The organism is Oenococcus alcoholitolerans, assembly GCF_051852995.1.
Lineage (GTDB): Bacteria > Bacillota > Bacilli > Lactobacillales > Lactobacillaceae > Oenococcus > Oenococcus alcoholitolerans.
In genome coordinates this window covers 624,695-646,179 of sequence record NZ_CP176042.1, presented here as the reverse complement: position 1 = coordinate 646,179, position 21,485 = coordinate 624,695, and the positions used below count along the sequence as shown (strand labels likewise).

Here is a 21,485-nt window from a genome sequence, read left to right as displayed (position 1 = left end):
CAAGCCTTGCACCGACCGGCTTTTCTCTAAAACCCACCCTCAAAGAGCATATCCGTCTTTAAGAATACTATACCACCTGCAGAGCTGGTAAAATACGAATTTTTTTAAAAAATTTGTCAGGATTGTTAACATTTTTTGACTTACTTACTTTTAAGTATCTAATATCAAACTTAAATCTAAGAAAGGTGGTTTTTGATTTATGAGTATTTTTCGTAAAAAGGATATTGCAAGCCTCACGAAAAATGCGACTCCTCTGAAAAGAACACTGAGAACCTGGGATATTACCTTCCTAGGAATCGGCGCGATCATTGGAACCGGAATTTTCGTTCTGACTGGTGAAGGAGCTCTTACTGCGGGCCCGGCTTTATCGCTTTCGTTTTTGATAGCAGCGATCTGTTGTGGATTCACTGGACTGTGCTACGCAGAATTTGCCTCGATGGCCCCCGTCGCCGGATCAGCATATACATATTCGTATATTGCTTTTGGCGAAATCGTTGCATTTATCATCGGCTGGGATCTTATTTTGGAATATGCGCTAGGTGCGGCAACAGTTTCTGTTGGCTGGTCAGGTTATTTTGTCAACTTGCTGTCTAACTTTGGTCTCCACATCCCAACAGCTCTGACTTCTGCAGCCGGAACTACGGCAGGCGTCAACAGCTTTTTCAATCTGCCGGCATTTTTGATCGTATTATTGATCACTTGGATCATCTCGATCGGCATTAACTCAACTAAACGAGTAAACGATACGATGGTCGTTATCAAACTAGCGGTTATCGTGCTCTTTATTGCCTGCACTATTTGGTTTATCAAAGCCGGCAACTGGCATCCTTACGCTCCTTATGGCTGGTATTCATTCCATGGCGGAAGAGCCGCTGGTATCATTCCGGCAGCTTCGATCGTTTTCTTCTCCTTTATCGGTTTTGATTCTGTCTCTTCCAGTGCCGAGGAAACGGTAAATCCAAGCAAGACTTTGCCGCGAGGCATCTTGTTATCACTATTTATTTCAACAGTACTTTATATCATCATGACTTTGATAATGACCGGAGTCGTTCACTATACGACTTTTGCTCGTTATATAAACGCTCCTATCCTGGCTGTTTTAGCAAGAACAGGACAAACATGGCTGTCCATTATCGTCAGCATTGGCGCTATCTTAGGAATGACCACTGTTATACTGGTCCAACTTTATGGACAATCAAGAATAACTTATTCGATGTCGCGCGATGGGCTGTTTCCGAAATTTTTCGGTGATGTAAATCCAAAGTACCAAACACCGTTCAAGGGCACTTGGTTCTTCGGCATCATTACCGCTTTAGCCGGTGGTTTCATCAATTTAAACATTCTAGCCGAACTGGTCAACATCGGTACTTTAACTGCCTTTATCCTTGTTTCCGCCGGAATAATTTGGATGCGCCACTCTAATCCTGATCAGCATCGCGGTTTCCGTGCACCGGGAGTTCCTTTTACACCTATTATCGCGATCATCTTCTGTGTCACTTTGATAGCTGGACTCAACTGGGAGACTTGGCTTAGGTTCGTTGCCTGGTTTATAATAGGTATGGTAATTTACTTTGCCTATTCAAAGAGGCATTCAAAGATGAATATTCAAAGTGCCTCGGCTTCAACCAAGAAAAGTTAATGGAGGCTTCAACAATGGCTTACAAAAAGATTCTTGTCGGTATTGATGGTTCCAAGCAATCAGATCGCGCTTTTGAAAGAGCTCTCGACTTGGCAGAACAATTTTCGGCCGAACTGCACATATTGTCGATCGTGAACAGAGATCGGGCAATGATCCTTGCTTTTGGTGCTAACGAAGATATTTACCAAGATCAATACCAGCGCGATAAAGATCGTTTAACAAGTTATGCAAAAAAAGCTGATGACCGCGGAGTAAAAAACGTTACCAAAACAGTTATCGGCGATGCAAAGCAAATACTTGCCAGAGACTATCCTAACGATAATGATATTGATTTGATAATCCTCGGTAATACCGGTCTGAACGCTGTTGAACAGATTTTGATCGGTTCTCACAGCAGCTTTGTCGTAAGAAATTCCAAAGTAGATGTTTTGATCGTAAAATAACAAAAAAATAAAAAACCCGGCTTTAATCGGTCAGGTTTTTTATTTGTTCCAAAGCTTGTTTAAAATCAGCTAATAGATCATCTTGATCCTCTAATCCAACTGAAACACGAAGCATACCTAATTTAATACCATCCTTTTGCAGATCACTTTGACTAAGTTCAGCGTGGCTCATTTTCGGCGGATAAGAAACGATCGTTTCAGTGCCGCCTAAAGAGACCGAAAAAACAGGTATTTTTAGATTACAAACGAATTTTTCAACTGCCTGCTGGCTGCCAAGATCAAAAGAAAATACCGCTCCCCCGCTCTTGGCCTGTTTCTTTTGTATGTCGTGACCGGGATCAGATTTTAGGCCGGGATAATATACTTTTTTGACCTGCGGCTGTTTTTCAAGCCAACCTGCCAATTTAAGTGCTGATGAGCTGGAACGGTCCAAACGCACGCCCAAAGTTTTGATACCGCGCAATAAAAGCCAACTGTCAAAAGCGCCTAGAGTGGCGCCGATCGCATTTTGTATGAAATAAATTTTATCAGCCAGCTCTTTTGAACTAGTTGCAGCTGCACCGGCGAGAAGATCAGAATGACCGGCTAAGAATTTTGTCGCCGAATGCACAACGATGTCAGCACCCAATGAAAGCGGTTTTTGCAAGTATGGCGACATAAAAGTATTGTCAGCAATAACGATCAAACCATATTGATGGGCAATTTTGGCAACAGCAGCGATATCGGTCACATCCATGGTCGGGTTCGACGGTGTTTCGATATAAACAGCTTTGGTATTTTCCTTGATCGAACGGTTAAAAGCTTTCAAATCGCATAGGTCGACATAATCATGACTAATGTCAAAGCGTTCCAAAATATCATTAAAAAGACGATAGGTACCGCCGTAGACGTGTTTTGAAACGATAATATGATCGCCGGCACTAAAAGTCAGAAGTACAGAAGAAATCGCGGCCATTCCAGTTGAAAAAAGATAGCCGTACTCAGCCCCTTCAAGATCAGCGATCGTCTGCTCGGCCGATTCGCGTGTCGGATTGCCTGAACGAGCATAATCAAATCGATGGAAATGTTCTAGATCAGGCTGGCTAAAAGTGGAAGTCATGTAAATAGGTGTATTCAGTGCGCCGTTCTGTTTGTCTTCGGGAGTCGTATCTTTGATAATTTTTGTAAAATCATGAAAATCAGTCATCTTTTTTTCCTTTTTAATCTTTTTCAAGCCAATTAGCAATTATTTCAGCACCATTTGAAAGCCAGATATTTTTTTGCTGATCCAAAAAATAGTTTTCGGGCGGGGATTGTTTTAAACCTTTTTTGACATCGCGATAATATTCTTTAGCCAAAGTATCAGCTCTGTACTCGAAATGACCGGTATAAATAAGTGAATGACCGTCATCCGATTCAGCCAAGGAAACACCGAAAGGATCTTCTCTGCCGGAAAGGACCTGCCACCCTGAAGCTTCAGCGCTTTTGCTATCTATCGAAAACCAACGCGAATGCGGTGCCAAATCAATACCTAATCGATTTTTTGAGAGATCGAAAATACCAAAAACTTTTTTGTCCAGTTTTTTAACCTCGATATTTTTTTGTGCTTTGGCTAAACCAGCGGCTGCCCAGCAAGAAAAAAAGGATTTGTTCACCTGCTTCTTTTGCCAATCGATCAGCTGTTGGAATTCCTCCCAATAATCTATTTTTGAAAACGGTATTTTATCAACCGGGGCACCGGTAACTATCAACAGATCATATCTTGATCGCTGCGCTTGATCGAGCTGAAGATAATATTTTTTTACCATTTCTGGATCATCTTTAACTTGATGAGTCTTCGGTACGGCAAAAAAAACATGAAAATCAAAACCTGTCTTTTCACTCACCCGGTCCAAAAGCCGGACAAAATCTTCTTCGCTTTGTTTTCTGGTCGACATCAAATTAAGAAGCAAAACTTTTTTTGCCCTTTTTAATTTTTCATCATCTTCAATAGCAGGTCGAAAAAAGCCCTCTGAAATTTTGGCCTTATCATGCAATAAAAATCCATTTTCAATAAAAACGGTCACTTGATCGCTGCTCCTCTGACAGCCTGCGTAAGATCATCCAAAAGATCCTGCTGATCTTCTAATCCAACACTGACCCGCACTAAGTTAGAAGTGATGCCTAATTGATTTCGTCTTTTTTCAGACATATATTGATGAGTCTGCACGCTGGGAATGGTTATCAAGCTTTCAGCACCGCCTAAGCTTTCAGCGAAAGAAAAAATTTTTAAGCCGCGCAGAAAAAGATCTATGTCATATTTTTCATTCAAATAAAAGCTGATCATACCGCCAACGCCAGGATAAAGTACTTTGTCTACACCGGGGATCTTTTTTAAAGCCTCAGCCAAAAATCGACCGCTTTTATCGTGCCGGGCCATACGCAGGTGCAAAGTTTTCAAGCTTCTGATCAAAAGCCAGGATGAAAAGGGATCGAGTACTTGACCTCTGGTAACCAAATTCTGATAAACCGTTTCTGCCCTTGGGCCATCTTCTTTTAAGATCAAAGCACCAGCGAGAATATCGTTATGTCCGCCTAAATACTTAGTTGCTGAGTGCACGACTGCATCGGCGCCGTCTAAAATAGGATTTTGAAATATCGGCGACAAAAAAGTATTATCAACAGCTAATATAGTTTGAGGATTGGCAGCGTGAACGACTTGAGCAGTTCGTTTCAAATCAATTATTTTCATGGTTGGATTGCTTGGCGTTTCCAACCAAACGATCCGAGTTTTGTCGTTGATCAAATCTGCTAATTTTTGAAAATTTCTGCCGTCCCAAAGTTTATAATCAAGCCCGCTTTTAGTAGAAATATCGTCAAAATAGCGAAAAGAACCTCCGTATAAATCGTCTGAAGCAATGAAATTATCGCCTTCTTTGAGAAATGAAGAAAAAAGAAGATCGATCGCCGCCATCCCGGAAGAAACAGCAAAAGCACGTTGACCGTGCTCCAAAGCTGCTAATTCATCTTCAAGTATTTTTCTAGTCGGCTGTATCATTCGTGAATAATTAAAACCCGTTGATCGGCCTAAACCAGGGTGCCTATAAGCTGTCGAAAAATAGATCGGCGAACTTACCGCCCCGCTTTTTTCATCATCGCTGCCATTGCCTGCCTGCGCGAGTATCGTGTCAATATGTGCCATTTATGATCACCCCCAAACCTCTTTAATGATCGATTTTACTAACGCTAATTTTTTCCACTGGTCTTCGTCAGTTAATTTATTGCCCTCTTCAGTTGAGGCAAAACCGCATTGGGTAGAAAGCCAAAGTCGATCTAATGGCAAATATTCGGCGGCTTGATGGATACGATCGATTATAGTTTGCCGGTCTTCCAACTGCGGTTTTTTAGAAGTTATCAATCCAAGTACGACCCTTTTATCGCCGCTGACTTTAGCCAACGGTTCGAATCCGCCTGCACGCTGAGAATCGTATTCGAGGAAATAAGCAGATACATTTTCCTGACTAAAAAGCTGATCGGCTACCGGGCCATAGCCGCCTTGTGAAGCCCAGTCGGAATGATAGTTTCCTCTACAAACATGAGTATTGATAGTTAGATCCTCAGGGAGATCTGCGATTGCTTGATTATTGACCCTCAAATATAGATTTTTCAACTCTTCCGGATCAAATTCTGAACCCGCCATTGAATCCCAGAATTTTTTGTCGACCAGCATCCCCCAGGTACAATCATCCAATTGAACGACTCGAGCCCCTTGATCATAAAAGGCTTTGATCGCTTGGTGATAAACATCAGCCACATCCCTGTAGAGTTCTTCTCGGCTGTTATAAAAATCAGAGATCCTGTCAGCGTTTTTACCGCGCAGTAATTCAGCTAAAAACTGAGCTGGTGCCGGAATCGTAACTTTTGCTTCGACACCGTTTTCTGCTGCTATTTTTTTAGTAAATGCAAAATCTTTGATGAAGGGATGCTGATCGGCGTTAAAAGATAATTTGCCATTCAAAACAGCCGTATCATCTCTGGTCTCTTCTTTTGAAAAAGCATATCCTTGGCCATATTCAACTTTTTCAACACCGCCAAAACCCCAAAAGAAGTCAAGATGCCACCAACTGCGGCGAAATTCACCATCGGTCACGTAATCCAGACCCGCTTCCGCCTCTTTTTTGATCAGTTTTCGATCTCTTTATCTTGTACAGCACGCAGCTGCTGGTAACTTATTTGGCCATTTCTAAACTTTCGGTTAGCTTCTTTGATTTCTGCCGGCCGTAAAAACGAACCAACATGTTGAAAACCGATTTTGTTACTTACTAATGTCATTAGTCTCTCCCTTGATAAAAAAATTCAGAATAAATAAACGATGGTAAATAAAAACCCGCGAACAAATAAATGTTCACGGGACGACAAAAACGTGTTACCACTCGTATTCGCTGATCGATCACTCGACCAGTCTTACCAACTACGCCTTTAGTAAATGGACCTCCAGAAATAGTTTGGAACGATAACGGATTCAACCGATCTGAACTTGCGGTAAACCACTCGCACAGATATGCTCAAAGACCATTTTCGCCTGACCAAGGTTCCCAGATTCCACCACACTGAGTCTCTAATAAACCGCCGCCAAGCTACTTATCTTCTCATTGCAAAACTTATTGAATATTATATAAACACAGTGAATTAAAAATGTCAATCGTTTAATCGAAATAAAAAGTATTGTTTTTTTATTAAATGCGTGTATACTTCTAATCAACATTATGAAAAAGACTTTCCTGCCAATTTCATCGCTTCAAATTAGTCGGCTTGTTCGACGATAAAAGACAGTTTTGACACGTAATTTTATTTTTGTGTCGAAGCTGTTTTTTTGTACTCAATTTTTGGAGGAATAAAGATGAAATTATGGGGTGGACGCTTTAAAAAAGCTGAAGACCAAGACATGACAGTTTTTGATAACTCGCTGCCGCAAGGTCGCCTAATGTACAAAGAAGATATCGACGGGTCGATAGCACACGCGAAAATGCTTCAAAAACAAAAGATCATTCAAGAAAATGAGGCTTCTTTGATCATTGATGGTCTAAACAAGATAAAAAAACAAATAGAGTCTGGTACGATCGAAATTCCGGATAACGGTTACGAAGATATTCATAGCTTTATTGAAACGATTTTGACCAAGCAAATCGGCACGGCAGGAAAAAAACTTCATACAGCACGTTCGCGAAATGATCAAACAGCCGTTGACAGCAAACTTTTTTTCAAAAGACATTTACAAAATATTTTGGCTGCCATCGATAAGCTGATCCAGGTTTTCAAGGACAAAGAAAAAGAAGACGACGGATCAACTATCATTCCCGGATATACTCATCTGCAAAAAGCGCAGGTGATCACATTTAAATACTATTTAGATGCTTATGTGCAGATGATCAAAAGAGACAAAAAACGAATTTTAAACGCACTGGATATTATGGATGAAAATCCATTAGGATCTGGTGCTCTGGCTGGGACTACTCACCCGATCGACCGGCAATTCACGACAAAATTATTGGGCTTTCAAAAACCCGTCGATAACTTCTTAGATGGCGTTTCCGATCGTGATTATGTTTTAGAAATATTAGCCGATTTTTCCATCATGGCAATACATCTGTCTCGCTTAAGCGAAGAACTGGTGATTTTCTCCAGCCAGGAATTTCATTATTTTATCATCGACGATTCGCTTGCGACCGGATCATCGATGATGCCGCAAAAGAAAAACGCTGATTCGGCAGAACTTATTCGCGGCAATGCAGCTATGATAATCGGCCAGCTCGATCAATGTCTGGTAATGATGAAAGGCCTGCCTTTGGCATACAACAAAGACATGCAGCTTGATAAAGAAATATATCTGCCGGCATTCAAAAAAATAAACATGATGCTCGTGATCATGGCTAAGATCATTAAAAGTTTGAAGTTAGACAAAAAAAGACTAGCAAGATCGATCAAACAAGGTTTCTTAAATGCGACTGATATGGCCGATTATCTTGTCAAAAAAGGTGTACCCTTCCGTGATGCTCATCAAATAGTCGGCAAAGCCGTACTGTCTGCTGAAACAAAACACAAAAGTTTAGAACAATTAAGTTTGAACGAACTAAAAGATCTTTCGCCAATGATCACAGAAGATATTTACGACTATCTAAAAATACCAGAAGCCATGAAAAAAGGTATAAAAAAGGAGATGCTTTGAATAATGCACACGATATTATTTTGTAAACGACGACAACTTTTTTCTTTCAAAAAATAAAAAAAGAAAGAGAAAAGGAAAATGGTTAAAAAAGATAAAAAACTCGGCAAATGTTTGCTGCTGATCACAATCGTGATGACAACATTATTTTTATCAATGATCCAACCGACCGCCCAAGCAAAAACTCAAAATCCGGATCAAATTTACAGCAAAATCAAAAAACGCGGTTACTTGATCGTTGGTCTTTCAGCTGATTATGCACCAATGGAATTTCATAGCACTATAAATGGACAAGACAAAATCATCGGTTCTGACATATCCTTGGCACAAAAAGCGGCGAAAGACATGGGTGTGCGTTTGGAAATCAAAGAAATGAATTTTGATAATTTGATCGGCGCGTTAACGACTGGAAAAATAGATCTCAGTATTACCGGAATGGTCGATACTCCTGAAAGAGAAAAAATCGTTGATTTTTCACATCCCTATTATTACGAATCGCCAGTCATGCTCATTAGGCGGTCTGACAAAAGTAAATTCAAAAAAATTCAAGATTTTGCCGGTCAAAAGGTCGGCGTCCAAAAACAAACGACCCAAGAAAGTCTGGCAAAAGACCAATTAACCGGGGCAAAGATCGTATCAGTCTCAAAGCTGACTGATGTGATCGCGCAGCTTTCAGCCAACAAAGTATCCGGCGTCGTTGCTGCCGGTGTGATCGCTCAAGCATATGCTAAACAAAACAAAAATTTCTTGGTCATAAATCCAAATTTCGCGGCAGCTAAATCGCCTATCGCTGTGGCAATGCCAAAAAATGCCCCGCTGCTTAAAAGCAGTGTGAACCACAGTATAAAAACAATAGTTAGTAAAAATAGTTACCAAAGGTACTTGGATAAGGCTTCAAAACAAATGTTTGCAAACAAAAGTTTTTTCAGCCGCTACGGTATGTTTTTCGTAAACGGTACTTTGATGACTTTATTGATCGCTGTCATTTCAATATTCTTTGGTACTTTGATCGGTACGATCGCAGTAGTTATAAAACTTTCTAAAATCAAAGCAGTCAAGTCGGCAGCGTCGGCATATATTCAATTTTTAAGAGGTACCCCGGTATTAGCTCAAGTGTATTTGATCTATTATGGCACGAAACCGATCCTGAATATCGACATTTCAACCTTCGCAGCAGGGGCTTTAGCCCTCTCGCTTAATTCCAGTGCCTACATTGCCGAAATAATTCGTGCCGGTATGCAATCAGTCCAAAATGGCCAGACTGAAGCTGCAAGATCTTTGGGACTATCAAAAAAAGAAACACTATTTTCTATTATTCTCCCGCAGGCAGTCAAAAACATTTTGCCGGCTTTAGGAAATGAATTCATCAGTATCTTAAAGGAGTCTTCGATCGTTTCCGTGATCGGAGCTGCAGAATTGATGTTTCAAGCATCAGTCGTATCCGGTGCCAGTTTCCGGCCTTTTCTTCCAATAGTGATAGTGTCGATAATTTATTTCTTATTAACTTTTATAATTTCAAAAATATTATCAAGTTTTGAAAAGAAATTGGCTTATTAAAAAATTTATCAAGGAGAAAAAAATGACACAAAAAATTGTTTTAGCATATTCAGGCGGACTTGACACTTCAGTCGCTATACCTTGGCTCCAAGACAAGGGTTATCAGGTCATAACAGTCTGTCTCAACGTCGGTCAGCACGGAAAACAAATGGATCAGATTCAACAAAAAGCCTTAAAACTGGGAGCGATCCAATCCTTAGTGATTGATGGTCAAGACGATTTTGCTGAAAATTACGTCAGCAAAGTGATCAAATCAAACGCTCTTTACGAAGGAGAATATCCACTCATATCAGCTCTCTCCCGCCCACTGATAATTAAAAAATTGGTTAAAGTAGCCCACGAAAACAATGCTGACACGATCGCACATGGATCTACAGGCAAAGGAAATGATCAAGTCCGTTTTGAAGCGGCGATACACGCTTTAGATCCGGAAATGAAGATCGAAGCTCCGATCAGAGATTTTCAGTGGTCTAGAGAGGAAGAGATCGAATATGCCCACCAGCATAAGGTTCCCGTTCCGATAAACTTTGATTCACCCTATTCGATCGATGAAAACCTCTGGGGCAGAGCCAACGAGGCCGGTATATTAGAAGACCCATGGAACCAAGCACCGGAAGATGCTTTTGCCTTGACTCAAGCAATCGAAAAAACACCGGATCAACCTGATTACGCCGATATTGAATTTAAAAATGGTCTCCCGGTCTCTTTGAACAATAAAAAAATGAAGCTGGCCGATCTGATCAAGGAACTGAACAAAACAGCTGGAAAACACGGCATCGGCAGGATAGATCACGTTGAGAACCGGTTGATCGGCATTAAATCACGGGAAATTTACGAAGCACCAGCTGCTAAAGTTATCATGACAGCTCACAAAGATCTAGAAGATATAACCTTGGAACACGATCTCGCTCATTTTAAACCATTGATTGAAAATGAAATAACTGATCTTATATATAATGCCATGTGGATATCACCACTATTCGATGCTTTGAATTCTTTTATTGACAAAACACAAGAACTCGTTAACGGCTGCGTAAAAATGAAATTGTTTAAGGGCAATGTAACTGCCGTCGCAAGAAAATCAGAAAAAAATTCGCTTTATTCTAAAGAACTTGCGACCTACACTTCAGCTAATTCTTTCGATGAACAAGCAGCCGCCGGTTTTATGAAATTATATACTTTGCCGGCAACTGTATTTGAACAAGTAAATCATATCCATTCAAAAGCTAAAGCACAGATAGGTACCGAACAATGATTTAAAATCCCTTTTTTAAGGGATTTTTTTATGCTTCGTTTTCAATTATAGAGACGATCTGAGCCATATCAGAAAGAGTGATAATACCCTTGATATCACTTGGACCTTTTATCGGCCGCTTATCAGCAATAAGAATGACCGGATTGCCCAAACCGCGGCGGGCTGAGCTGACAAATATTTCTAGAATAGAGTAAACGGAAGCATCTTTTTTAACAAAAACGACTGGATGCCTTTGCTCCTCGTACTTTAATGAATCGATGATCCTGCTATTATCAATATCCAAAAGACTGCTTGTAACGGACGCCGCGAGCCAATTCATAACGCCGTTTTCAGAAAGCACAGTCACAAAATGATCACCATCAAAAATCGGAAAATGTGTCAAACTGTATTTATCAGCAGCAGACAAAAGTTCTGATAAATGGTCACTGGACTGAAAACAATGGACTTTTTTCAGAAAATCACGATCGATAGTGACCGGATGAAGCAGCTGGTCAGTGATTTTATCTAGATTATCAGTTAATTCTTGAGTGACAGTCGCGTACTGACTGCCGCTTGGCAAATTATTATGGACCAAGATATTTCGAAGATCACGAACACTGTCAAGAAAATTTTGGTAGCGTTGTATGACAGGATTACCCTTTTTCAGCATTCTTGAAAATAAGATGCCGAATTCTTGTTCTTTTTGTCCGCTTATATAATTCATGGCTGATTGAAGTTTGTTAAAACTTGCAATGAAATTTTGATTATCAGCACCAGATAATTTGTCCATAATATTCCCCGTTTACTTAATTTTAATCCGAAAGAAATATAAAATTGATAAAATAAGTATTAGATGTAAGCGTTTTAAAATAATCGAGCAAGGAGAATTACATGGCTTTTGAATTACCAGAACTTCCTTATGATTACGCTGCCCTAGAACCATATATCGATGAAAAGACGATGCGTCTCCATCACGACAAGCATCATCAGACTTATCTCGATAAATTAAATGCAGCTTTAGAACAAAATCCGGATTTAAAAAATAAAACGATAGAAGAACTGCTTACCGGGCTTTCAACGATGCCGGAACCGCTTCAAAAAACGATCAGAAATCAGGGCGGAGGTTACTATAACCATACCCTTTTTTGGCAGATGCTTTCCCCTAATTTTGACCAAATGCCTTCTAACGATCTAAAACAGAAAATAGAATCGCAGTGGCAGAGTTTCGACGAATTCAAAAAAGATTTTTCCAGTCAAGCAGCGGCCGTTTTCGGTTCCGGCTGGACTTGGCTCGTTATAGATGAAAATGATCAGCTTAAAATAGTCAGCACGGCCAATCAAGATTCACCTATCATGACAGATGAAAGCTTGCGTCCTTTATTAGGGATCGACCTTTGGGAGCATGCCTATTATCTGAAATACAACAATCGCCGCCCAGATTACATTGCAGCTTTCTGGCACATTGTGAATTGGCAAAAAGTTAGTCAAAATTTCCATAGGTTCGTTGGGAAAACCGAAGTTAATTGAATAAATGCGCTTACATCCAACCATTGATCCGAAAGATCCAGTTCATTATTCTGGGTCTTTTTTTGTGAAATTTTAAAAAAATCAATTTTTTTATTAGGAAAATGTTCACAAAGCATACAAAAGGGTGTACACTGCTTTCAAGCAAAATTTCTTAAAAGAAATAGCTTAAAGGGGTGATTGAAATGTTTAAGTATTCAAAAAGAGTTCCAAAAGATGGTTCAGATGCGGTCGGAGAAATCCTAAAAGCCGCCGCTGATCCAAAGATTATTTCTTTTGCTGGCGGACTACCTGCCCCAGAGCTTTTTCCAGTTGCCGAAATGAAAAAGGCGACCGATGATGTTTACGACGAAAATGGTAAAGAAGCTCTTCAATATGGCTCAGCCAAAGGTGTTTTAAAACTCAGAAAAACGATCGCTAAACGAATGTTGGATCGTGAAGGCATCAAAACTGATCCTGATCACATCATGGTTTCGACCGGTTCAGAACAAGTTATTGACCTGGTCGGCAAAGCTTTTATTGATTCCGGAGATACTGTTTTTGTCGAACAGCCTACCTATCTTTGTGCAATAGACGTCTTTAAGTCTTATGGGGCCAAATTCGTCAGTGTTCCAATGGACGACGACGGAATGCGGACTGATGCTCTTGAAGAAGCCCTGAAAGAACATCCAGAAGTAAAGTTGCTTTACACCGTGCCTAATTTTCAAAATCCAACTGGTAGAACTATGCCGGCTGATCGTCGGGAAGCTCTGGCAAAACTGGCAGAAAAATACGACTTTATGGTTCTAGAAGATAATCCATATGGAGATATTCGCTTCGCTGGCGAGCATGTGCCTTCAGTAAAATCTTTTGATAAGAGCGGTCACGTTATCTATATGAGCACTTTTTCTAAGATCCTTGCTCCAGGACTGCGTTTAGGCTGGGCGATCGCCGACTTGGATGTTATCAATAAATTGACTGTTTTAAAACAATCAGCTGATCTTCATTCCGATAATTTAGCTCAATATATCGTTGCTAAATTCTTTGAAGAAAATGATATTGAAAAACATATCGAAAAAATCAGTCAGCTTTACGGCAGCCGCAAAAAATTGATGACCGACAATATCAAAAAGTATTTCCCAAAAAATGTAAAATTCAGCGATCCTGAAGGCGGCATGTTTCTTTGGGTACAGGTGCCGGGAGTCAAAGATACTACCAAATTATTCAACATGTGCATAAAACATAATGTTGCTTTCGTACCAGGTGTTCCCTTCTTTGCCGGGGCAGAAATACCAGGAAGTTTTAGACTTAACTATTCTAATATGAAGGAAGACCAAATCGAAGTAGGCATCAAGCGTTTGGCATCTGCGATCAAAGAAGTCCTATCTGAACAAACTGTTGCAGTAAATAAATAAGCATAATAAAACCCGAAAATTTTATTTTCGGGTTTTTCTTTAAGCTAAAGCAGAAACGATCTTATCTTCAAATTTCTCTGGAGCAGTTATTGGAGCATAACGCTTGATCAGTTTGCCATCACGGCCGATCAGAAACTTTGTAAAGTTCCATTTTATCGGTCCGTCACCGCTTTCTTTTTTTATATATTGAAAAATCGGATCAGTATTCTTGCCATTAACAGATATTGGTTTAGTCATTGGGAAAGTAACACCAAAATGACGCTGGCAATACTCGTTGATAGCGTCTTCATCATCCAATTCCTGATTAAATTGATTTGAAGGAAAACCGATTATGATCAGACCCTTATCTCCATATTGTTCATGAAAACGCTCTAAAGTTTTTAATTGCGGGGCAAAACCACACTTGCTGGCTGTATTGACAAGTAAAAGAACCTTATCTTTGAAATCAGAAAAATTGATTTCGCTGCCATCTAATTCATTGATTGAAAAATCGTAAATAGAAGCCATAATATTCTCCTTTTAATTGATCAAAGTTCTCCAGCAGTTGCCGAAGATATAGAAGGGAAAAGATAGATCAACCGACCAAGCTGCGAGCTATCCAGTTTAAATTCAATAGCCGGTAAAAGCGTATTGATCGAATCCTCAGCGCGTTCACTAACTTCGCCGGCACCGACCAGATGATCATTTTTATCAAAAATCAAGTAATTATCTCCGATCGTCTGTTTATCGACCTGACGGTACCAGTCATCGGGAAGATGATTTTCTTTGATCGAATATTTATCAGGATCAGCTTTAGCATCATCATATTTAACACCAACTTGTGCCAGTCTTGGTGATGAAAAGACAGTTGATGGTATCGCCGGATAGTCGATCGGATCAGAATTTTCCTTAGAAAAAAGACTGGTCAAATACATTGATTCAAAAATAGCTGTTGGTGTTAACTTAGGCTGAGTCTTATCGATCACATCTCCAGAGGCATAAATATTATCAACACTAGTCTGCAAATGATCATTAACGATGACACCGTTTTTATTATATTTGACCCCTGCTTTATCTAAACCTAATTTTTCAATATTAGGTATTCTGCCAGTTGCATCTAAAATCCAGTCAGCAGGATAATTTTGACCACTCGCAGTTTTAACAAGAAGACCACCGTCAGTCTTTTCAAAAGAAGTAACCGCAGTATTATTTATAAACTCAACGCCGCGTTTTTTAAGATCATCAATAATAAGGTCCACATATTCTTTACGATAAGCTCTTAAAGCGCGATCGCCATGTGTTAAAACGGTGACTTTAGAACCCGAAGCATTGGCGATCGTAGCAAATTCAGTCGCAATATATCCGGCACCAATAATCACGAGCCGCTCAGGCTGCTCTTTCAAATTCATAAAATCTTCACTATCGCCTGCTAGCTCGGTGCCCGGTATATCCAAACGATGCGGACGCAAGCCAGTCGAAATAACTATTTTATCAGCAGTTTTAGTACCTTGTCCTTCGATAGCGACCGTGTGCGCATCGACCAAATTACCAAAACCGTGGAAAATATCAATTCCAGCTGATTTCAAAAAACCGCTGATCGCATCGGGCAAACTACCGATAACTTGATCTTTATGTTCAACGTTTTTTGCCCAATTGATACTGATATTGCCATTTGTAACACCATTCAACCGCTCTGCTAATCTTTGTAAAACGACCGGTGCATCAAGTGTGATCTTGGCATTACAACCGCGATTAGGACAAGTTCCACCTATTAAACCGCTCTCAACGACCGCAACTTTAACACCTTTAGAAGCCAGCGGGATCGCTCCATCAAAAGTTCCATGCCCGCTTCCAATATATAGAACGTCATAATCATAATTTTCTGCTGACATCGTTACCTCCATTTACTTCCTAAATATAAGTACTTTTACAACATAAGGTTACGCTTATTTTTGGATCTAAGCAAATAAAGATCATTTTAAAACTGAACGTATCAACCTTCCAATATTTTCCGAGACATTTTCAATGTCAGGAATCGAATCCTCGATAGCCTGATCTAAACTTTTTGCACCTGATGGAGTCGAAAATATTGCATCAATAGTTTTAGAAGAATAAAGATCGTTGATATTTTTTCCTATATTACCGGTCAAAACTATCACCGGTGCATTATGAGAAACTTCTTTTGCCGCAATAGCCACACCATAAGGTGTTTTACCAAATTTAGTTTGAAAATCGACACCCCCTTCACCAGTAAAAACAAAATCAGCATTGACTGATCTTTCTTTAAAATGAGTGTACTGCAGCACCAATTCGACCCCCTTATTCATTTCGGATTTTGTAAAAGCCATTAGTCCAGCTCCTAAACCACCAGCTGCTCCGGCTCCTTCTTTATAGGCCAAATCTTTATGAAAAAATTTCTTTATAACTTCGGCATAATGTTTTAGATTGGCATCAAGCAACTTGATCATTTCTGAGTCAGCTCCTTTTTGCGGTCCGAAAACGTTGGAAGCACCATTTTCACCGATCAAAGGGTTTGTTACATCTGAAGCAATCAAAATTTCAGTACTATTAATCCGAGGATCCGCCTTCTCACTATTTATAGAGAATAATTTATCTAAGCTGCCGCCGCCAAAAGATATCTCATTTCCATTTTTATCAAGAAGCGAATAGCCAAGAGCTTGTGCCATCCCAGCTCCACCATCATTAGTTGCACTGCCACCAATACCCAGGATTATTTTTTTAGCACCTTTATTAATGGCAGAAATTATCAACTGCCCAGTACCAAAAGTAGTTGTTACTAACGGATCATGATTTGAATCATTCACATATTGTATTCCACTGGCCTGAGACATTTCTATAACTGCAGCCTCATTATCACCGAGAATGCCAAATTTAGCATCAACATCCTTTCCCAAAGGTCCTGTTACTCTTTCAGAAATGATTTTCCCATCAGTAGCGTCAACTAAAGACTGAACTGTTCCTTCGCCTCCGTCTGCCATGGGTATCAAAACAAAATCAGCATCGGGAAATATTTTTTTCAAACCATTCCTAATCGCTAAAGCTGCTTCTTTAGCAGTTAAACTCCCTTTAAATGAGTCTGGAGCAATAACAAATTTCATAATTATCTCCTTTAAATCAACTTGTTAAAATGCAAACATCAAAACAGCAGTTGCAGCTGCACTTAACCCGACCAATGATTCATATAGTATCGCAGTAGAACGCTCTTTTATATCCATATGCATCGCATTAGCAGTTACATGAAAATAGTTGCCATGTGGTAAATGGTCGATAACAATTGCACCGGTGTGAACCATAGCCGCAGCCGCCAAAGGCGAAACACCAAAGGCTAAAATAGCCTTTGAAAATGAACCAGTAGCTAAAATAACTCCAGTTGAGGTTGAAGCCGCAGCTGCAGCCATTAAAATTCCCGATATAGGTGCTAATAAGACACCTGATACTCCTGAAGATTTAATCAAATTAATTATTTCATTTGGTAAATTAGAAGACGTGATAGTCGCCCCAATAGCACCAGCTCCAATTAAAATCAAAACTACATCAGTCATCCTAGCGACACCTGACTTTGCAAATTTTAAAATTTTATTACCATCATTCATAAATAAAGAACCAACAACTGCAGCAAATGGCAAAACATACATAGCGTCCAAATTTATTTTAGTCATCCAAGAAATACGTAAAAGCGAACCAATCGGATTTATCAATAGTAAAACAATAGCTATTATAGGTGTTGAAAGCGATGCCAATAAAGATGGCAGATTCTTACCGTTCGAATGCGAGCTTTCTAATAAATCGCTGCTATCGATTCTAGAACCCTTATGTCTTATTAAGGTAGCCAATAGTACAGTAATTGCCAGCGCGACCAAAGCAGGAACAAAATCAGCTATCATAACCTGACTTATTTGTAAATTGAACCCCTTCGCAGCTGCTATCGTATTAGGATTAGGTGAAATTATATTTCCAGCTTTTCCGCCGCCTGAAAGGGCTAGTAATAAACATAATTTTGAAAAATGCATTCGATTGCCTACTTCCAAAGCAACTGGTGCAACGATTAAAACTGCAACGGGTATAAAAACACCAACAGCAGTAATAACCATTGTTGCTAATGCCAAAGAAAAAATTGCTAAATTATCTCCTAGCTTATCAACTATGGTCCTAGCAATCCTATCCGCAGCACCGGACTCCATCATCACACCAGCAAGCATTCCCGCAGCTAAAACACGCAAGATAGTTCCAACGACACTTTGTGAACCAGATATCAAAATGTTTATAGTTTGGTTGAGATTAGCTCCGCCAAGTAAACATCCTACTATCGAACCAAGAAGCAAAGAATAAACAGGGTCAAGTTTTTTTAGAATCAAAATGATAGCTATGGCTAGACCAATCAAAGCAGCCCACCAACTTAGTGTTATCGACATAATATCCCTCCTTTAATATTTACCCTCACATTGCTCATTTTAATGCAAGCGTTTACTTTTGGATTGATTATTTTTTAACAATGTTATCTGTATTGCAATAAAAATGTAAGAAAACATAATTTGTGAAATTAAAATCTTCACAAAATACTGTTAAAACGCACTTTAATAAAAAAACTTTAATTTTTTTCACAAAATACTTGCAAGCGCTTACATAAAATGTTAGTTTAAGGATGACCGAATAAAAAGTTCCGGTCTTAGTAGTACTTAAAAAATAAATCGGAAAACTTTATGCAATACCAATCCTCTTTTCTAGAACATCTTTGTAGTTTTCCTAAAATTTTTAAGTAAACTGCTTGAATTTTGAAGAAAATATAAAGGAGAAAACAATGACTGATAAAATTCCCGCTAGCGTAGCAATGTTAAGAGTTCTTGAAGCATGGGGAGTCAAGCACGTATATGGTTATCCGGGCGGCTAATTTAGCTCAACGATGTCTGCTTTGGACCAAGAAAAGGAACGCCTGCAGTACGTTCAGATCCGTCATGAACAAGTTGGTGCATTGGCAGCAGCAGCTGATGCAAAATTAACCGGAAAGATCGGTGTCGCTTTTGGTTCAGCGGGTCCTGGAGCTACAAACCTGATTACCGGCCTTTATGATGCCAAAGAAGATCACGCTCCTGTTTTGGCCTTAGTTGGACAAGTTACAAGTACCAACATGAACTACGATTACTTCCAGGAATTCCCTGAAAACTCTATGTTCGCGGACGTTGCAGCTTATAACCGGATCGTTATGACACCTGAAAGTCTGCCTTACGTCGTTGACAAAGCAATTAGAGAAGCATATAAAAATAAAGGTGTATCGGTCGTAGTAATACCGAATGATTACGGCTTTGTTCCGATTCCAGACGAAAAATATTCCACCGCTTCAGAAACTGATAGTAAAGCGGAACCTCTTGCAAAGGCAACTGATGAGGAAGTAGATAAGGTCCTCGATTATATCAAGAAAGCAAAGCGCCCGGTCATTCACGTTGGCCGCGGGATCAGACAAGGCGGCCAAAAGCTGGTCGAACTATCTAAAAAGCTGCAGATACCGATCGTACAAACCGGACTTTCCAAGGGATTGATACCTGACGATTACGAAGGCAACCTTGGTATGGCAAACCGTGCGGCTTCAAAACCGGCTAACGAAATTTTTGGGGTTGCTGATTTAGTTATCGCTATCGGCGCTGATTTTCCATTTGCAAATTTGGTTTATCGCACTCATCCTTTCAAGTTCGTTCAGATAGATGCTGATAAGACAGAATTCGGCCGTCATCATTTTCTTGATCTCGGAGTTTGGTCTGATGCAACTTACTTTGTCCAAAAAGCGATTGAGCGCAGCCAAGCGGTTGCTCCCAGCCCATTCTTCAAAGCGGCAGTTGCAGATAAAAAGAATTGGCAAGCTTACTTAGATAAATTGTCGAATAAAAATACCGATCCATTAGAGTTCGAGCCGCTTTACAAGTCGATCAATGAAATTTCCAATGATAAATCTGTTTTCTCGATCGATGTTGGCGACAATATAATCAACAGTTTCCGTTTCTTAAATATCGGACCGAAAAATAAGTGGGTCATTTCTGCACTCTTTGCTTCTATGGGAACCGGTATTCCAGGAGCGATCGCTGCCAAACTTTCCTACCCTGATCGTCAGGTGTTCAATATCGCAGGTGATGGAGCATTTTCGATGGTCATGCAAGATCTGTTGACTGAAAAGAAATACCATTTGCCGATAATAAATATCATCACTTCAAACAAGACTTTGAACTTCATTAAAAGCGAACAAGATGATCTTAAGATGAATCATTCCGGGATCGACCTAGAAGATCAAGACTTTGAAATGATTTCCAAAGGTATGGGAGTTGATGCCGTTACCGTCAGCAAATCAGATGATTTAAAAGCAGCCTTCCAAAAGGCAGCTGCAGCCGAAAAAGACGGTCGTCCGTTCCTGATCAACGCCAAGATCACAGCAAAGCGCGGATTACCTGTTGAAGTCTTAGATTTGAACATCAAGAATGGAAAATTAGAAGAAACCGTTAGTCAAGACTATAACCTGAATTATGAAAATAAGTCTGTAAGCAGTTTAAGAGAATTCTTTGATTCTTATGATGGCAAAGAATTAAAAGGATTGCCTGAATTCTTCGATGAATACCATGTTGATCTAGGCGGAGGTTCAAAAACTTCCGAGCCGGAATTAGAGACAGTTTAAAATTTGATATATTTCATATATACGAAAACGATCCTGATGGGTCGTTTTTTTATTTAAAGTTATAAAATTATTTGTAAATGTTAAAAAATAAATCATTTATTTACATCGTTATTGCTGCAATTATTGGTATAGCAGCAGGTTTTTCAGTTTGCTTATTTGCGCTGGATTCGATAAATCAACCGATTAAAAATAAACAAGCGGAAATAAAAAAGACTGTCAAAAGAAGCCAAATTAAAAGAAAAACAAAAGCCGATACTCAAGATCAAAAATCATCTTCAGCAACCGGCTCAAAGATAAATAGCGATCCTTCAGCGAGATCAAGTATCGGCTCCAATTCCTCGTCCTCTGTATCTGATCCAAACAGCAGCAATCAGCAGGCCGACTCGATGAAAATGTTCAACGGCCTGCCGCAAAGACCTCAGCTTGCTTTATTGATAACGAAAATGTTTGATGGCAAGCCTTTCGACAACACTAATTATCAAATTTTTATGGGTCTGCCTAATGCGATCGTTATTTATGACAACGGCGAAGGTATCGGCGGATGGCCGGATCATGTCATGAAATTTATCGATAAACATAACGGCGATTGGGATGAATATGCACCGCATACGACAACAGATAATGCTGATTCCAATCAATTCAATACGTCTTGGCAATACTACCAAACATTTTCTGATGATCAATTGATAAAGGAATATTACTCGAGCCAGCAGCAAAAACTAGCAATACAGCACATCGAATCAATGGTCGACTTAAGCCGCAATACTGAAGTCTTTCCAGCTTTGCCCAATTGATCTTACTAAATATCTCTTATCATCATTTTTAATAATCAAAAAAATCGTTATCTCAATAAATCAA

At 39.6% G+C, this 21,485-nt stretch carries 16 protein-coding genes and 2 pseudogenes; 9 read left to right on the top strand and 9 right to left on the bottom strand.

Annotated features, from left to right (window positions below; all coding sequences use genetic code 11):
* The first annotated feature begins 199 nt into the window (after positions 1 to 199).
* Both ACKP2L_RS03830 and ACKP2L_RS03825 read left to right on the top strand, forming a co-directional pair.
* Positions 200 to 1,639, top strand: coding sequence for an amino acid permease (locus ACKP2L_RS03830; protein ID WP_439426035.1), 1,440 nt, complete (start codon positions 200 to 202; stop codon positions 1,637 to 1,639).
* Between the two features lie 14 nt (positions 1,640 to 1,653).
* On the top strand, positions 1,654 to 2,082 hold the full coding sequence (locus tag ACKP2L_RS03825) for a universal stress protein (RefSeq protein ID WP_439426034.1): 429 nt from the start codon (positions 1,654 to 1,656) through the stop codon (positions 2,080 to 2,082).
* A 22-nt stretch (positions 2,083 to 2,104) separates the two neighbouring features.
* On the opposite strand, the gene ACKP2L_RS03820 is transcribed toward ACKP2L_RS03825, so the two are convergent.
* The 4 genes and pseudogenes from ACKP2L_RS03820 to ACKP2L_RS03805 all read right to left on the bottom strand — a co-directional run bounded on the left by ACKP2L_RS03820 (position 2,105) and on the right by ACKP2L_RS03805 (position 6,372).
* Positions 2,105 to 3,268: a trans-sulfuration enzyme family protein gene (locus tag ACKP2L_RS03820; protein ID WP_439426033.1), complete on the bottom strand. Its 1,164-nt coding sequence runs from the start codon at positions 3,266 to 3,268 to the stop codon at positions 2,105 to 2,107.
* A 13-nt stretch (positions 3,269 to 3,281) separates the two neighbouring features.
* The gene (locus ACKP2L_RS03815) at positions 3,282 to 4,127 is read right to left on the bottom strand and encodes a homoserine O-acetyltransferase/O-succinyltransferase family protein (protein ID WP_439426032.1); all 846 of its coding nucleotides are present in this window, start codon (positions 4,125 to 4,127) and stop codon (positions 3,282 to 3,284) included.
* Entirely contained in the window at positions 4,124 to 5,242 is a 1,119-nt protein-coding gene (locus ACKP2L_RS03810) for a trans-sulfuration enzyme family protein (RefSeq protein ID WP_439426031.1), read from the bottom strand. The genes ACKP2L_RS03815 and ACKP2L_RS03810 overlap by 4 nt, the downstream gene beginning before the upstream one ends.
* A 6-nt stretch (positions 5,243 to 5,248) precedes the next feature.
* Positions 5,249 to 6,372 (bottom strand): annotated as a pseudogene (locus ACKP2L_RS03805) (5-methyltetrahydropteroyltriglutamate--homocysteine S-methyltransferase).
* Positions 6,373 to 6,940: 568 nt separating this feature from the next.
* Here ACKP2L_RS03805 and argH point away from each other — a divergent pair.
* The 3 genes from argH (at position 6,941) to ACKP2L_RS03790 (ending at position 11,075) form a co-directional block, all read left to right on the top strand.
* The gene (gene argH, locus ACKP2L_RS03800) at positions 6,941 to 8,266 is read left to right on the top strand and encodes an argininosuccinate lyase (RefSeq protein ID WP_439426030.1); all 1,326 of its coding nucleotides are present in this window, start codon (positions 6,941 to 6,943) and stop codon (positions 8,264 to 8,266) included.
* A 78-nt stretch (positions 8,267 to 8,344) separates the two neighbouring features.
* Entirely contained in the window at positions 8,345 to 9,820 is a 1,476-nt protein-coding gene (locus ACKP2L_RS03795) for an ABC transporter substrate-binding protein/permease (protein ID WP_439426029.1), read from the top strand.
* Positions 9,821 to 9,842: 22 nt separating this feature from the next.
* A complete protein-coding gene (locus ACKP2L_RS03790) occupies positions 9,843 to 11,075 on the top strand; it encodes an argininosuccinate synthase (RefSeq protein ID WP_439426028.1) in 1,233 nt (410 codons plus the stop codon).
* Positions 11,076 to 11,103: 28 nt separating this feature from the next.
* Here ACKP2L_RS03790 and ACKP2L_RS03785 read toward each other — a convergent pair whose 3' ends face one another.
* The gene (locus ACKP2L_RS03785) at positions 11,104 to 11,844 is read right to left on the bottom strand and encodes a hypothetical protein (RefSeq protein WP_439426027.1); all 741 of its coding nucleotides are present in this window, start codon (positions 11,842 to 11,844) and stop codon (positions 11,104 to 11,106) included.
* Positions 11,845 to 11,945: 101 nt separating this feature from the next.
* On the opposite strand from ACKP2L_RS03785, the gene ACKP2L_RS03780 reads away from it, so the two are divergent.
* Positions 11,946 to 12,581, top strand: coding sequence for a superoxide dismutase (locus ACKP2L_RS03780; protein WP_439426026.1), 636 nt, complete (start codon positions 11,946 to 11,948; stop codon positions 12,579 to 12,581).
* A 176-nt stretch (positions 12,582 to 12,757) separates the two neighbouring features.
* Complete coding sequence (locus ACKP2L_RS03775) at positions 12,758 to 13,972, top strand: PLP-dependent aminotransferase family protein (RefSeq protein ID WP_439426198.1); 1,215 nt, start codon at positions 12,758 to 12,760, stop codon at positions 13,970 to 13,972.
* A gap of 39 nt (positions 13,973 to 14,011) precedes the next feature.
* Here the strand turns inward: ACKP2L_RS03775 and ACKP2L_RS03770 are convergent, their stop codons facing one another.
* The 4 genes from ACKP2L_RS03770 to ACKP2L_RS03755 all read right to left on the bottom strand — a co-directional run bounded on the left by ACKP2L_RS03770 (position 14,012) and on the right by ACKP2L_RS03755 (position 18,384).
* On the bottom strand, positions 14,012 to 14,479 hold the full coding sequence (locus ACKP2L_RS03770) for a glutathione peroxidase (RefSeq protein WP_439426025.1): 468 nt from the start codon (positions 14,477 to 14,479) through the stop codon (positions 14,012 to 14,014).
* Positions 14,480 to 14,499: 20 nt separating this feature from the next.
* Positions 14,500 to 15,843 carry a dihydrolipoyl dehydrogenase family protein gene (locus tag ACKP2L_RS03765; protein ID WP_439426024.1) on the bottom strand — a complete coding sequence of 448 codons (1,344 nt, stop codon included), beginning with the start codon at positions 15,841 to 15,843 and terminating at the stop codon, positions 14,500 to 14,502.
* 81 nt (positions 15,844 to 15,924) lie between these two features.
* Positions 15,925 to 17,070 carry a glycerate kinase family protein gene (locus ACKP2L_RS03760; RefSeq protein WP_439426023.1) on the bottom strand — a complete coding sequence of 382 codons (1,146 nt, stop codon included), beginning with the start codon at positions 17,068 to 17,070 and terminating at the stop codon, positions 15,925 to 15,927.
* Positions 17,071 to 17,094: 24 nt separating this feature from the next.
* Positions 17,095 to 18,384 (bottom strand): GntP family permease, encoded by a 1,290-nt coding sequence (locus tag ACKP2L_RS03755; RefSeq protein WP_439426022.1) that lies wholly within the window; start codon positions 18,382 to 18,384, stop codon positions 17,095 to 17,097.
* 386 nt (positions 18,385 to 18,770) lie between these two features.
* Here ACKP2L_RS03755 and spxB point away from each other — a divergent pair.
* Together spxB and ACKP2L_RS03745 are read left to right on the top strand one after the other, a co-directional pair.
* Positions 18,771 to 20,627: pseudogene (gene spxB / locus ACKP2L_RS03750) on the top strand (pyruvate oxidase).
* 77 nt (positions 20,628 to 20,704) lie between these two features.
* Positions 20,705 to 21,421 (top strand): hypothetical protein, encoded by a 717-nt coding sequence (locus tag ACKP2L_RS03745; protein ID WP_439426021.1) that lies wholly within the window; start codon positions 20,705 to 20,707, stop codon positions 21,419 to 21,421.
* Positions 21,422 to 21,485: the final 64 nt, after the last annotated feature.

Excerpts from the sequence above, each read along its gene's own strand:
- ACKP2L_RS03790 (WP_439426028.1), top strand. The coding sequence starts at position 9,843 with ATGACACAAAAAATTGTTTTAGCATATTCAGGCGGACTTGACACTTCA.
- ACKP2L_RS03820 (WP_439426033.1), bottom strand. The coding sequence starts at position 3,268 with ATGACTGATTTTCATGATTTTACAAAAATTATCAAAGATACGACTCCC.
- ACKP2L_RS03810 (WP_439426031.1), bottom strand. The coding sequence starts at position 5,242 with ATGGCACATATTGACACGATACTCGCGCAGGCAGGCAATGGCAGCGAT.
- ACKP2L_RS03765 (WP_439426024.1), bottom strand. The coding sequence starts at position 15,843 with ATGTCAGCAGAAAATTATGATTATGACGTTCTATATATTGGAAGCGGG.
- ACKP2L_RS03785 (WP_439426027.1), bottom strand. The coding sequence starts at position 11,844 with ATGGACAAATTATCTGGTGCTGATAATCAAAATTTCATTGCAAGTTTT.
- ACKP2L_RS03795 (WP_439426029.1), top strand. The coding sequence starts at position 8,345 with ATGGTTAAAAAAGATAAAAAACTCGGCAAATGTTTGCTGCTGATCACA.
- ACKP2L_RS03830 (WP_439426035.1), top strand. The coding sequence starts at position 200 with ATGAGTATTTTTCGTAAAAAGGATATTGCAAGCCTCACGAAAAATGCG.
- ACKP2L_RS03770 (WP_439426025.1), bottom strand. The coding sequence starts at position 14,479 with ATGGCTTCTATTTACGATTTTTCAATCAATGAATTAGATGGCAGCGAA.
- argH (WP_439426030.1), top strand. The coding sequence starts at position 6,941 with ATGAAATTATGGGGTGGACGCTTTAAAAAAGCTGAAGACCAAGACATG.
- ACKP2L_RS03780 (WP_439426026.1), top strand. The coding sequence starts at position 11,946 with ATGGCTTTTGAATTACCAGAACTTCCTTATGATTACGCTGCCCTAGAA.
- ACKP2L_RS03760 (WP_439426023.1), bottom strand. The coding sequence starts at position 17,070 with ATGAAATTTGTTATTGCTCCAGACTCATTTAAAGGGAGTTTAACTGCT.
- ACKP2L_RS03745 (WP_439426021.1), top strand. The coding sequence starts at position 20,705 with ATGTTAAAAAATAAATCATTTATTTACATCGTTATTGCTGCAATTATT.
- ACKP2L_RS03755 (WP_439426022.1), bottom strand. The coding sequence starts at position 18,384 with ATGTCGATAACACTAAGTTGGTGGGCTGCTTTGATTGGTCTAGCCATA.
- ACKP2L_RS03825 (WP_439426034.1), top strand. The coding sequence starts at position 1,654 with ATGGCTTACAAAAAGATTCTTGTCGGTATTGATGGTTCCAAGCAATCA.